Annotated in this window: 10 protein-coding genes; 6 read left to right on the top strand and 4 right to left on the bottom strand. The window is 49.9% G+C overall.

Annotation, left to right across the window (positions count from 1 at the left end; genetic code table 11):
* Positions 1-230: 230 nt before the first annotated feature.
* From AC1DF0_RS29605 to AC1DF0_RS29590, 4 genes are all read right to left on the bottom strand, one after another.
* Complete coding sequence (locus tag AC1DF0_RS29605) at positions 231-707, bottom strand: hypothetical protein (RefSeq protein WP_442048229.1); 477 nt, start codon at positions 705-707, stop codon at positions 231-233.
* Between the two features lie 104 nt (positions 708-811).
* On the bottom strand, positions 812-2,644 hold the full coding sequence (locus tag AC1DF0_RS29600; RefSeq protein WP_442048230.1) for an ABC transporter substrate-binding protein: 1,833 nt from the start codon (positions 2,642-2,644) through the stop codon (positions 812-814).
* 126 nt (positions 2,645-2,770) lie between these two features.
* Positions 2,771-4,279, bottom strand: a complete 1,509-nt coding sequence (locus tag AC1DF0_RS29595) for an ABC transporter permease (RefSeq protein WP_477576996.1) — start codon at positions 4,277-4,279, stop codon at positions 2,771-2,773.
* A gap of 14 nt (positions 4,280-4,293) precedes the next feature.
* The gene (locus AC1DF0_RS29590) at positions 4,294-5,724 is read right to left on the bottom strand and encodes an ABC transporter permease (protein WP_442048232.1); all 1,431 of its coding nucleotides are present in this window, start codon (positions 5,722-5,724) and stop codon (positions 4,294-4,296) included.
* A 190-nt stretch (positions 5,725-5,914) separates the two neighbouring features.
* Between AC1DF0_RS29590 and AC1DF0_RS29585 the strand changes: the two genes are divergently transcribed.
* The 6 genes from AC1DF0_RS29585 (at position 5,915) to AC1DF0_RS29560 (ending at position 13,059) form a co-directional block, all read left to right on the top strand.
* Positions 5,915-7,660 carry an ABC transporter ATP-binding protein gene (locus AC1DF0_RS29585; RefSeq protein ID WP_477576994.1) on the top strand — a complete coding sequence of 582 codons (1,746 nt, stop codon included), beginning with the start codon at positions 5,915-5,917 and terminating at the stop codon, positions 7,658-7,660.
* 99 nt (positions 7,661-7,759) lie between these two features.
* On the top strand, positions 7,760-8,776 hold the full coding sequence (locus AC1DF0_RS29580) for a LytTR family transcriptional regulator DNA-binding domain-containing protein (protein WP_477576992.1): 1,017 nt from the start codon (positions 7,760-7,762) through the stop codon (positions 8,774-8,776).
* A 144-nt stretch (positions 8,777-8,920) separates the two neighbouring features.
* Complete coding sequence (locus AC1DF0_RS29575; protein ID WP_477576990.1) at positions 8,921-9,766, top strand: ABC transporter ATP-binding protein; 846 nt, start codon at positions 8,921-8,923, stop codon at positions 9,764-9,766.
* Positions 9,763-10,479 carry an ABC transporter permease gene (locus tag AC1DF0_RS29570; protein ID WP_477576988.1) on the top strand — a complete coding sequence of 239 codons (717 nt, stop codon included), beginning with the start codon at positions 9,763-9,765 and terminating at the stop codon, positions 10,477-10,479. Before AC1DF0_RS29575 ends, AC1DF0_RS29570 begins: the two co-directional genes overlap by 4 nt.
* Positions 10,480-10,790: 311 nt before the next feature.
* Positions 10,791-11,693, top strand: coding sequence for a DMT family transporter (locus tag AC1DF0_RS29565; RefSeq protein ID WP_477576986.1), 903 nt, complete (start codon positions 10,791-10,793; stop codon positions 11,691-11,693).
* Positions 11,694-11,877: 184 nt separating this feature from the next.
* A complete protein-coding gene (locus AC1DF0_RS29560; RefSeq protein WP_477576984.1) occupies positions 11,878-13,059 on the top strand; it encodes an IS256 family transposase in 1,182 nt (393 codons plus the stop codon).
* Positions 13,060-13,186: the final 127 nt, after the last annotated feature.

Below are 13,186 nucleotides of genomic sequence, written 5' to 3'. Positions count from 1 at the left end.
TCCCAACTCGCAATTTGCCAGATAGTCAATTTATGTGATTTTTCACATAAGATTAGTTAAACAAGGTGTATGTTGTAAATAGTTATGCTATTTTTCATACAAAAGCGCATAAATCATCATGAGTGGAAATCATACAGCCTAATTCGCCCATTTTGTTCGTTTCCGCCAATATAGCTCCATTAGCCTGTATGAAATCCAATTTAACTACCTTTTTAATGTTATTAAGCCTGTTAGCCTGTATGAGATCCATTCAAACTGGCAGGGGCTATGCGGTAGACCGCACGGTCATCCTCTGTCGGCTGCTCATCCAAGCGGCTGGCTTCCCAGCCGAAGGAGAGGACGCTTGCAAGCTTGTCAGCCTCTGAAGCGGTCAGGCGGGCAATAACCTGCTCCTCGCCAGCCTCCAGAAGCAGCTCCGCTTCTATCCCCAAGGCAACCAAAATCCAGCTGTGAATGCCGCGAATCGTATTGTATTTGATCTGATAGCCTTGCGTCACAGCCTGCTGAAACGTAGCTTCATTGTCTGCGGCAAAGGCCGTTAGCTGCGAATAATCGAAATGAAATTTGCTGTCGTCTTTAGGCAGTTCTTCTCCTGCAACAACTTTCCGTATAAGCTCCTCGTCCGGCCATCCGAGGGATTTGAGCGATTCCAGCATAAGCGCATCCCATTGGGACAGCTTAGCGAGCGGAGCAGATAAGTTAGACATGGCAATGACCTCCATATGCTTCAATGTAAGTAATTGATAAGAATGGCAGAAGACTGCCCGGCCATCCGCGATGCCCTGGGCAGTCTTCGAACTTGCCTATTACGTTATTTGCTTGCTTTGTAAGCGTCCAGGTATTCTTTCACTTTGGCCGAATCGGCTTTCAGCTCAAGACCGGTCTTAACCATTGTGCTGAGCGTAGAGATCGCTTTGAATTTGTTGCCGCCGTAGAAGGCGAGAATTTCGTCTTGGTTAATGGAGTAAAGCACTGCTTTTCGCAGATCGGCGCTTTCGGCAACCGTACGGTTTTTCGTGTTGAACAACAGGTACGAAACCGCATTGCTCGGTACAGTTTGCAGTTCAATCTTGCTGTCGCCTTTCACAACGTCGAATTTGTTCTCAGGCACGGAGTACAACAAATCGATTTCGCCGCTGCGGAGCGCGGACAAGCTTGCGTCCATGTCTTTGATAAAGCGGATATTGATGCTGTTCACGTTAGGCTCGTGCTCTGTGCCCTTCATGTAAGCCGGGTTTTTGTAGAATACAGCTTCATATTCGTTCTTGTAGGACAGGATGTACGGACCGCTTGTGTAAAGCGTATTGTTGTACGTGCTGCCTTCGGTTACCGTGTTCTGGTCGCCGTAAGGGATGTCCTTGTTCACGTCGAACTTAGCCACGTCATACGTGTTGATTTTCTCGACTTGTTTCTTCGATACGATACCCGCCGATTGGTGAGCCAGGTAGTTCAGAACTTGCGGGAAAGGCTCGGTAGTCGTAAGCTTCACGACTTGGTATTTGCCATCTTTGCTGCTCGCTTGCGTTTTGTCGGATACAAGCGAAGAAATTTTCGCATCCAATCCATTTTCAAGCGCTGCTTTTACCGTATCGCTGCCGCCCGATACTTTAACGGCATCAAGAGCTGCGACGTCGGTTACAAGCTCGACTTGACCGATATGCTCGTGCAGCGTAAACGTACGATGGTCAGGCACGGAGTTTTTGTCTTTGGCACGGTTCAGGGAGAAGATAACGTCGTCTCCGCCTACGCGTTCGCCCGTATCGACCGCCAGCTTGTCTTTAACTGCAGCAAAGTTAATGTTGTCTCTCAGAATGAAATAGTAATCGGAATTGCCTTCCGCAATGGCGTGATTGTAGGAAAGGGAGCCTTCGGACGTAATTTTGTCGTCGTCGGTCAAGTTCACAAGACGCACGTATTGGTTTGTGTTAATAATGTTGATCGAGCCGTCATTGCCTTTGATCGGATCAAGCGATGTCAATGTAGGCATCGTCGATTGAAGCACGATCGGATCTTTGGCGCGTTTACCCGCATCATTGAAATCAAGATCTTCCCAAGGAAGGGAACGCGATTTGGACAGGCGAACCGAATCCGATTTCAGCACGTCCTTATTGAACGCTTGCGATTTCAGCGAGCTGTAGAGCGGCGCGATATACGCTTTGTCGAACACAAGCTGTTGCTCGAACTGCTTGTATGTTTCCGTGTATTGCTCAGGCGTCTCGGAGCCAGCCTTATCGATAAGCGCATCAATCTCGGAGTCAGCAAGAATGCTGTAGTCGCCGCCTGTTTTGAACAGGGAACGAACCGCGTAGTCAGGGTTGCCCGTTACGCTCGTCCAGCCGGACAATGCGATATCGAAGTTGCCTGCATCTTGCTGGGATTTGAAGCTGCCGTAGTCGGCTTGAATGTTAAGCTTTACGTTAAAGCCGTTTTTCGTCAATTGGTCGCGAACGATGTTGAGGTCGGCTTCGTTGGAACTCATGCCGAGCAATTCAATGTCCACTTTCGTTCCGTCGCTCGGCGTTTCCGAGGTTTGCGTCGGCGCCGGCGATTCCGCGGCGTCGTCTTTGGTCGTTAATTTGCAGCCGCTGAGCATAAGCGCAGCACTGATTAACAGCAGAGCGGCAAATTTGGTTTTTCTTTTCATGATGATTCCCTCCACTTATCTATTTTTTTATATTAACTCACATTCATGTATCGTCCATGCATCGTTTCGTAACGTAGAGGCCGTAGGAATATGAATGAGGTTACCAAGGTTGATTGACCTACCGTGTTAGTCGAGCTTCGGATCGAGCGCATCGCGCAGCCCGTCTCCCAGAAAGTTAAAGGAAAGCACAAGCGCGATAATCGCCAGTCCCGGGTAGATCGCCGTGAACGAGTGTGTCTCCAAATATGCGCTTCCCAGCTTCAGGATATTGCCCCATTCCGGAATATGCGGCTCAACGCCGAGACCCAGATAGCTCAAGCTGCTTGTCGAGATGACGGCGGTGCCGATCGTCAGCGTTGCCTTGACTATCATGGGCGCTATCGAATTCGGAACGATATGCTTGAACAGGATTTTACCGTCGCCGACTCCGAAAGCGCGTGCCGCCTGCACATATTCAAGCGTCGATACGAGCATGACATTCGCTCTCATCGTCCTTGCATAGGTCGGAATGGCACCGACGCTAAGCGCCAGAATCAGATTGGCGGTGCTTGCCCCGAACGCCGCAATAATCGCGATGGCGAGCAGAATGCCGGGAATGGCATACAGGACATCGAGCAATCGCATAATGATATTGTCCGTGCGTCTTCCGTAGTAACCGGAGATGGCGCCAAGCGCGCCGCCGATTAGCAGCGGAATAAGGGTGGAGAGCAGACCGACGACAAGCGAGATCCGTGCTCCAAAAATAATGCGCGAGAACAAATCTCTGCCGTAATTGTCCGTACCGAGCGGGTAGGCCAGGTCAGGCGAGTGTAAGATCAGGCTATAGTTATTTTCAATCGCCATGCCGTAATCGAATGTCAGGTAGCTCGTTATGGCGATCGTTAGCAGAAAGACGATAAACAGCAGTCCGAGCATAGAGGTGGAGCTTCGCGACAGCTTATCGATCACTTCGGCAAGTCTAGAGCCGGAAGAATAATTTTTGTCCCGCAGTCTCGCAATGAGCAGCAGGCCAAGGAAGAGCGCGAACAAGTTGCCGGTAGCTGATGTGACAATGAGAATGGCTGCTACGAGACCCATCCACCCGGGTAGGACAGCATGGTCTGCGTACTTGGCGATGAGCAGCAGGGTAACCAACTGCACCACCGCAATAATGATTAGCAGCGACATGCCAAGCAAATATCCGTTAGCCACGAAAGGCTTGAATACGTTCAAGGCGGATACGGCAAATACGAACAATGTCGTGAGAAGCGTGTATACGGCGAGCGTGTACGCGGCGTTTTTTCTCCGTCTGATAAGTCCGAAGGCCGATGTCGCTATGAATACGTTAGCGGTCAGAAGGCTTAGCAGCAGCATGTAGCCAAGCCGCCTGGTCGAGGTCTTGATCTCGCCGGACTTCAATAAATTGCTTCGGATGATCGCCCATACCAACGTTTGGAGAAAGGCAAAGACGATCCAGGCGATGCCGCCGAAGAACGGCAGCGGGTTGAACGCGCCTTGGGCCGGCACATAGCTGGCGAACAGCAAGGCGGCGCCTAGCGCAGCTGAGACGATAGCGGAAAAGCTGGCATGGCTATATTCGGAGCTCGACTTCAGTCGGAACCGCGCTTCTTGGTTGTTAATGGCGTTATTTTTCAAAAGTAGCACCTGCTTTAGTATTGTTTCATCTTGGAGCGGATTCTAGGGTCAAAGAAAGCATACAGCAGGTCGACGATAACGTTGACGATCGATATGGTAATAGCGGTGTAGATTACGCCGCCCATAATGGCCGGTATATCCGGAATAAACTGCTTGTCAACAATGTAGCTGCCGATACCGTTAATGTTGAATACTTTCTCGGTTACGGCCGCGCCGCCGAGCAGGGCGCCATATTGCAAGCCGACAATCGTAAGAATCGGTATGAGCGCGTTGCCGACCGCATGCTTCCATAACACATGTCCGCGGCCGAGTCCTTTGGCTTTGGCAGTCGTTATATAATCCTCGTGAATGACTTCAAGCGTCGATGAACGGGTCATTCTGGCTACGGCAGCGGTTAGGCCGGTACCGAGCACGACAATCGGCATAATGGAAGATAGCCAATTGTCGGGATTATACGTTGCAGGAAGCCAGGAAAGCTTGATCGAGAAGTTCAAGATAAAGATAAGTCCCTGCCAGAAGTTCGGAATGGACAAGCCAAGCAGAGCGATGAACATAAAGGTATAATCAAAAAAGGAATTCGAACGCGTTGCCGATATGATGCCGATCGGAAGAGCAATCAGCACGGCTATCAGGGTCGAGATCGTCGTCAGCGTAAGCGTAACGGGAAACTTGTTCGCAATCGCCGTCGTCACGGATTCATTCCCGGCAAATGACTTACCCAGATCAAATGTTAGTATGCCCTTTAAATTGTTCCATAACTGCACAAGATAAGGCTGATCCAGTCCGTATAAATGATTGAAATTGGCGATCTGTTCGGCGGTAGCCGTCTCGCCTAGCAGATTGGCAGCCGGATTCATCGGCGAAATATAAAGGATCGTAAATACGAGAAACGATACGCCGAGAATGACGAGAGCTGCCATTACGAGCCGTTCGGCTACGTACTTGACATAAGGGCTTGCATAGATGGCCATCAGCACATACATAGGAAAGCCGATAATGACTGATAGCGCCATAAAGACAGGATTAGCTGCAAGCGACTCATAAGTATCCGCTAAGGTATAGGTGTGAATCCGCAATCCTTCAAGCCGATCATGGAGCTTCTCCTCGAACTTATCGGAGGCGATACGTTCCGCTTCCCGGCGCGTATGCTCTTCGGTGACGGTTTGACCAAAAAAGGCGTGTTTGCGGCGCAATTGCTCCGTTGCTTCCTTTAGCAGCTTCTCTCTGGCGCCGCTCTCAAGCAGCAGCTTGCGGTTTTCTTCTATTAGAGCCTTCTGGCCGTCTTGCGCTTTGCGTGCTAGATGTATAAAGTAGACAACGATGGACACTGGCAAACCGGCAAGCAGCAGCAGGAATCCATATGTTTTATGAAGAAGCATCTTACGGTAGATGGCTGCCATGCGAGCCGTATAGCCATTACTTGTTGAAGTTGCGTGCCCTGTCAAGCTATTCCGCTCCCTTTCATCTAACAAAAATTTTAAATTGAATTATTCCGATCGATATAGTAGATTTTATTTTAACGGCTATGAAATGTCAATAAAGTTATAGTTGGTTAAAGTTCCTTGTTATTATACCTAAAACAATGAAATGACGCATCATTACACAGCTGAATTTTACAGAATAGCAGGTGCTTATATGGATACATTGTTACAAGTGAAAGATTTATCGGTTTCGTTTTTTGCGCATGAACGTGAAGTAGAGGCAGTGCGCCGAGTAAGCTTCGAGCTGCGCAAGGGCGAAACGCTGGGCATCGTAGGCGAATCGGGCAGCGGCAAGAGCGTTACGGCGCGTTCGATTATGCGGCTGTTGCCGTCGCCTCCGGCCATGGTCAAAAACGGAGAAATATGGTTTCAAGGCCAGAATCTCGCTTTCAAAACCGATAAGGAAATGGAAGAGATTCGCGGGCGCGACATCGGCATGATCTTTCAGGACCCGATGTCTTCACTCAATCCAACGATGCGTATCGGCAAGCAGATCGAGGAAAGCCTCGTCAAGCATCGTAAGCTTAATAAAGCGGAAGCGAAAGCCGAAGCGATCGCGATGCTGCGTATGGTAGGCATACCGAATAGCGAGACGCGGTACAGTCAATATCCGCACGAGTTCTCCGGCGGCATGCGCCAACGGGTCATGATTGCGATCGCGCTGGCATGCCGTCCTTCGCTGCTTATTGCGGACGAGCCGACAACGGCGCTCGATGTAACGATTCAAGCGCAAATCCTTAATCAGATGAAGGATCTTCAGCAGCAGCTCGGCACATCGATTATTCTCATCACGCATGACTTGGGTGTCGTGGCAGGGATGTGCGATCGGGTTGTCGTGATGAAGGATGGAGAAATCGTAGAGACGGGAACGACGGAGCAAATTTTCGCCGATCCGCAGCATCCGTATACGATTAAGCTGCTTAATGCGCTGCCTCGTCTGGACGAGAAGAAGAAGCCGAAGGCTGTATCCAGCGCCGTTAAGCGCGAGGAGGGCGTTCCTCTGCTGCAGGTTCGGTCGCTTAGACAGCATTTTGACCTAGGCAAAGGGCAGTTGATTAAAGCCGTTAACAATATATCGTTCGACATCCACGCAGGGGAGACGCTGGGGTTGGTCGGGGAATCAGGCAGCGGCAAGTCCACGACGGGACGCACCATTCTTCGATTAAATGAAGCGACGGGAGGAGAGGTGCTGTTCCGCGGCATTCCGCTCCAACAATTGAACCGAGGCGAGATGAAGAAAATACGGAGCCATATGGGCATGATCTTCCAAGATCCGTACGCCTCGCTGAATCCTCGGTTGCGTATTGTCGATATTATCGGAGAAGCGCTGGATGTGCATGGCATCGCGACGTCGAAGAGCGAGCGGTTGCGGCGTGTCGAGGAACTGCTCGAACTCGTCGGCTTGCAAGCTTCGCACGCGATGCGTTATCCGCATGAGTTTTCCGGCGGCCAGAGGCAGCGGATCGGCATTGCCAGAACGCTTGCGGTCGAACCGGAGTTTATCGTTTGCGACGAGCCGTTGTCCGCGCTGGACGTATCGATACAAGCGCAAATCGTGAAGCTGCTTGAGGAATTGCAGCAGCGTCTCGGACTAACCTATCTGTTCATCGCTCATGATCTGTCGATGGTTAAGCATATTAGCGACCGCGTTGCGGTCATGTACAAGGGCAAAATCGTCGAGCTTGCGGAAAGCGAGGAGCTTTACAGCAATCCGCTGCATGATTATACGAAATCGCTACTTGCCGCGATTCCGGTTCCCGATCCGAAGGTGGAGGCACTGAAGAAACGTGTCACGAACAACGAGGCAAGCAAGGCCGATCCTTACGGATTGGAACATTCCGAATTCGTTGAAGTAACTCCCGGCCACTGGGTAGCCATGGCTGCCGCTCATATAAGATAAAGATGCATGAACGAAAAGCCCGACTGGAAGGTGTGAACCTTACAGTCGGGCTTTTCGTATATATCGATATAGAAATTCGGTGAGCAGGAGGCGCTTTACATGGATGGAATAAACAAAGTCATCGAGCTCGTTTCTGGACAATGCGTCGTTATACAGTGCAATCCCGATAGCGGACGTACATTCATCCGGTCCATGAGAGGAGAGCGTGTATCATCGGAATATGGGATCTCTTATCAAGGGGAACGGTTAGCTCTGGAGGGCCCGGAAGCTGTCAAGCAAGTCGGATTCAGCACGCTCGACGAAGGGTTATATGAACGGCTGAAGGTGAGAGAATACCTTTCCTTTTGGGCAGAGCTCCATGAAGTTCAAGCATCGTTAGCGGAGCTGCTTAGCATCATCGGATTGGTGGGCAAAGCCCATGAACGAATATCCAAGCTTAGTTATTCGGAGAAGCGGCTGCTTAGCTTCGTACGAAGCGTTGTTCATGATCCTGCCATTATCATATGGGAAGATCCGGAACAGAATCTCGATCTGGATAGCTGCATCATCGTCAGGAGGCTGATAGACGAGCTCATCCGCAGGGATAAGGCGATTCTCGTTACATGCGCGACGTTGGAGCAAGCGCATTCGATTTCGAATACGATTTTCCGGCTGACGGGAAGCGGGTTTGTTCCGGTTAGCGTACCTGAGCAGACGGAAACGAGCGAGCCGGATATGGACGCTGACGACGGGGAACCCTCGACTGTTAACAGCAGCAGCGAGCTGTCGGATCATGCCGTGAGGCTAGGTAAGCTAATGGTGAAAGCCGAAGATAAATATGTGTTCATCGATCCCCAAGAAATTCATTTTATTGAAAGCAACGAGGGTAACACCTGCTTACATACGAAGGAAGGCATTCTTGCTTGCACCTGGACGCTGGCTGAATTAGAGGATAAGCTCAGACCGTTTCGATTCTATCGCTGCCACCGTTCCTATATCGTCAATCTCGATCGGCTGACGGAGCTGATCGTGTGGAGCCGCAACAGCTATAGCTTGGTTCTGAGCGACGATCGCAAGTCGCGAATTCCGTTGTCGAAGGGCAAATTCGAGGAGCTGAAGACGATTGTAGGGTTATGAAGTTGGTTCCGTTCATCCCGCGAATGGCGTCATTCGGCTAGCGAATAGCTCTTTTCGCGGTGAATATGAGGCTGTCGGACCGCTTTACGCTTAATCTGGAACGGAGCTTACAGGCTACACGTGTCAAGGGAAGGTGTAATCGTCATGCAATCGATTATTGAGGTTGAACACCTCGAAAAGCTTTACAAAAAGAAGCAAGCCCTGAAGAAAATCAGTTTTCGCGTTCAACGGGGCGAAATATTCGGGTTTCTCGGTCCCAGCGGCTCGGGAAAGACGACTACGGTGAAAATTCTTACCTCTCAACTGCTGTACACATCGGGGCGGGTGAACGTGCTTGGAAGCGATCCTGGACGAAACCGGCATTCCTCGTTTTTGGGCAAAATCGGTGTGCTTACGGACAACAGCGGCTTGTACGAGCGTCTTAGCGTATATGACAATCTTGTGCTGTTTTGTCGGTTGTACGGCGTGGCGGATCAAAGAATTGAAGCCGTTCTAGAGGCGGTCAATCTGATCGAAGACATGTACACGGTAGTCGGGCGGCTGTCCAAAGGGATGAAGCAGAGGGTTACGCTGGCAAGAACGATCCTGCACGAGCGGGACATTCTTTTTCTAGATGAGCCTACGTCCGCTTTGGATCCGGTGAACAGCGGCCGCATTCAGGAAACGCTGCGCGAAATGAACCGTCGGGGGACGACCATCTTTTTGACCACGCACAATATGCAGGAGGCCGAAGACCTTTGCCACCGCGTTGCGTTTCTGAACAATGGGGAAATTTCAGCTCTAGACACCCCGCAGGCATTGCGTTTGCAGTACGGCGATCGCTCCATTACCGTGACGACCCGGGAGGGGAAGCAGGTTATGGAGCAAAACGAAGCGAGTGCGGATCATGTAAGGAGCTTAATGAACAGCGGAGAGCTGCTGGCCATTCATTCCAATGAGCCTACGCTTGGCGATATTTTCGTGAAACTGACGGGGAGGGGACTTGAATGACGTTCTCTATGCGCCGTTTCAAAGCGATCGTCAAGAAAGAATGGAAGGACGCGATTCGGAATCCGCAAATTTTATTGAACGCGGGCATGCCTATTTTGATTGCCGTATTATTCAACCAAAAAGGGGCTGATCCGAGCGACCTTTCGTTTATCTCTGTTCCTATACTGGTTGCCATATCCATTACCGGAGCTTTCGTTCAAGCGAATATGATCGCGGAAGAGAAAGAGAAAAATACGCTGCGTTCGTTAATGCTGTCGCCGGCTACGAAACTGGAGGTGCTTGCGGGCAAAAGCGCGACGACCACCTTATTTGCAATTATTGTCATCGCAGCGTGCTTGGCCATATCCGGCGTACCTCACGTCAATTACGCTTACTTGACGGTGTTGGCGATTTTATTGCTTCTTATCTTTATGGCTTTGGGTACGGTTATCGGCCTTATCGCGCGAACGGCATCGGAATCCTCCATCGTCGGCCTTCCCCTGCTTCTGCTCTTTATTTTCGGACCTATTTTTGTTCCCGATCTGGATATGCCCGCCTTGATGAACATCATTAACTTGCTGCCCTCGCATCAATTCGTGCTGGCGGTAACCGAGCTTCATCAGGAGGGCGGACTTTCTCCGATTCTAGGGAATTTGACCAACTTGATTGTATGGACGCTTATATCGGTGGCGTTATGCTTCCTCGTGTATGGGAAAAGACGGTTCGATAAGTAAAGCAGCGACGGCGCTATGCCAATAATAATGGAGATGGAGGAGTTTCGATGAATAAATGGACCAAAAACATCATTTTTGGCGTTGTCCTGCTCGCTGTATGCCTGGTTGTAAGAAAGCTGTGGTTGCCTGACGGGATCTTCGGTCTTTTCGATTAATTGCGATTGAAATCATTTAGCCTGAATGGGAGGCCGAACCTTCTGTCAGGCTTTTTTTATATAGAGACATAGTTTACCCATTAAACAAAGTCTGCTAATCTAGAATGATGGAAGCGTCTAGGCCTGGCATAAAATTATGAAAGAAGTTGAATCTTTGTGGGTTACATTCTGTTGCTGCTCGCGACATTGGCTTGGAGCTTCGTCGGAGTACTTGTCAAGACAGCGTCGACAATGGTGGACAGTTCGATTGTTTCGTTCGCGCGCTTTTTTTTCGGAGTCATTTTTCTTGGCGTCTATCTGTTTATTAGGGATGGCAAGCTTCAGCTTCGCATGGGGATGAAGTGGATTTGGATTGGTGCAATAGGGAAGGCCGCCAATTATACCTTTGAGAATATCGCGTTAAAAATCGGATATTCCTACGGCAATATTCTCGTCCAACCGGTTCAGACCGTCGTACTCTTGTTTGCGGCAGGGCTGTTGTTCAATGAAAAGATAACGGCGCGCGGATGGATCGCGGCTGCGTTTTGCGTCGTTGGCGTTATCGTCGTCGGCTGGAATGGAACGCCGATTGGCAAGCTCGCGGAGGGAAGCGGTCTGACGTCGGTGCTGTTCACGCTTGCCGGGATCGGCGCTGCCGTTCATGTATTAAGCCAACGAATGCTTCTCAAGAAGATGGATAACGGCAACATGAACTTATCGGTGTTCTTCCTGAGCACGTTAATCGTTACCGTTCCGATTCCGATCCAATCCCAAGGATTTATAGGTCCGGTTAGCGTATGGGCTTGGGGAGCCTTGGTGCTGCTTGGCATCATTACGGGTCTCAGTTTTTATTGGTTCGCGGAGGCCATCAAGCGGGTACCGTTCGCAGTCGTAGCCATTGTCGGCAACTGTACCGTTCTCTTTGCGTTATTGTGGTCGTTTTTGTTTTTTCAAGAGCCGATCACGATCTACCTGATTAGCGGTACGTTCATATTCGTAGCGGGAATTCTATTGCTGAATTTCCCGATACCGCGCCGAAGCGACAAGGGGCTGCAGCAGGTCCCCGACCACACTGAATAACTGAACAATGGGGAGTGTCGATTTACTCGTTATACCGAAAACTTATACATGATTATCCTTTCAAAAGATTTCGTCTCCAGATGGCGTAAAATTGTTTGTGTACCAAGATTTGTAGCCTAGTCAGGCAACAAAAAAGTAGGGTATTCTCGGGGTTGCTGAAGCCACCAGAGAAAGGACCCTACCGATGACTAATATACCCGAAAACATGCTTACTAATCTATTTGAAAATCTTGTTACTCAGTTTGTACAGGACAACCTTGAGAGCATCATGCGTGCTGAGATCTCAGCATTCATGGAGTCAGATGAATCCAAGCGGCACAATAGCCGCAATGGTTACTACAACCGCACCCTGCATACTAAATTCGGGAACATTGAGGACTTGTCGGTCCCACGGGATCGAAACAGTCTGTTTCAAACTCAAGTTTTTGAGCCGTATCAGCGCCGTGACGGTTGGCTCGAAGAGGCTGTTATTCAAATGTACAAAAGTGGAATGGGCACCCGTGACGTCGCTCGCTTCATCGAAAGCATGTTTGGCAGCCACTATTCCCCGACGACAGTAAGTAACATTACCGCTACCGTACTCGAGGACATCCAGAATTGGCAAACCCGTCCGCTTCAGAAGCGTTACTCTGTCATCTACTTAGACGGACTTTACATCAAGCTCAAGCGGACTAATGTAAGAGGCGAGGTCATCTACTTCGCCATGGGCATTGATGAAGATGGACGACGTCAAATCCTTGGCTTCTACATCGGCGGCCAAGAGAGTTCTAACGGTTGGCGTGAGGTACTGAAAGATCTTTACAGTCGTGGAGCCAAGGAAGTGCTGCTTGGCGTTTTCGACGGCCTCCCAGGGTTGGATGAGGCATTTCGGGAGACCTATCCGAAGGCTGATGTGCAGCACTGCATCGTGCACAAGGTACGTTCCACTTTTCCGAAGATCCGCGTCGAGCATAAGACAGACGTCATTAACGATCTAAAGACGATCTACAACGCGATCGACCACGACATGGCTCTTGCTGCCTTCGATACGGTTAAAGACAAGTGGGGCAAGCTTTACCCGAAGGAAATGAAATCATGGGAAAACCAATTGTCGACCCTGCTGACGTTTTACAAGTACCCCAAAGAAATTAAGAACGCCATCTATACTTCAAATGCCATCGAGCGCATGAATAAGGAATTCCGCAAACGGCTCAAGCCCATGAACAGCTTGACGAACATGGATGCGGCTGAGAAAGTCGTCTACATGCAATCCATCGAGTACAACGATAGGTATGCGGAGCGCATCACACCTGGTTTCGGTATGACGGAAGTCAAAAAGGAACTGGCTGAGATGTTCGAGGAACGCTATCCACAGGCCATTGGTTAACCAATAAGTTCCAGTCGAATAGGAGCTAAGCCCTACCGACTATTTTTTCAGAATATTCAAACACAACTCACACCCGTCTCCCCAATGGATATTCCTACCTTCTTACACAAACTTCTTGACGCTACCC

It is taken from the genome of Paenibacillus sp. 05T425, from assembly GCF_056396205.1.
The sequence above is the reverse complement of the archived record's forward strand: the minus strand, read 5'-3'. Positions and strand labels throughout refer to the sequence as shown.

Coding starts and splice junctions, on each gene's coding strand:
- AC1DF0_RS29575 (WP_477576990.1), top strand. CDS start 8,921: ATGCAATCGATTATTGAGGTTGAACACCTCGAAAAGCTTTACAAAAAG.
- AC1DF0_RS29570 (WP_477576988.1), top strand. CDS start 9,763: ATGACGTTCTCTATGCGCCGTTTCAAAGCGATCGTCAAGAAAGAATGG.
- AC1DF0_RS29560 (WP_477576984.1), top strand. CDS start 11,878: ATGACTAATATACCCGAAAACATGCTTACTAATCTATTTGAAAATCTT.
- AC1DF0_RS29600 (WP_442048230.1), bottom strand. CDS start 2,644: ATGAAAAGAAAAACCAAATTTGCCGCTCTGCTGTTAATCAGTGCTGCG.
- AC1DF0_RS29585 (WP_477576994.1), top strand. CDS start 5,915: ATGGATACATTGTTACAAGTGAAAGATTTATCGGTTTCGTTTTTTGCG.
- AC1DF0_RS29580 (WP_477576992.1), top strand. CDS start 7,760: ATGGATGGAATAAACAAAGTCATCGAGCTCGTTTCTGGACAATGCGTC.
- AC1DF0_RS29605 (WP_442048229.1), bottom strand. CDS start 707: ATGTCTAACTTATCTGCTCCGCTCGCTAAGCTGTCCCAATGGGATGCG.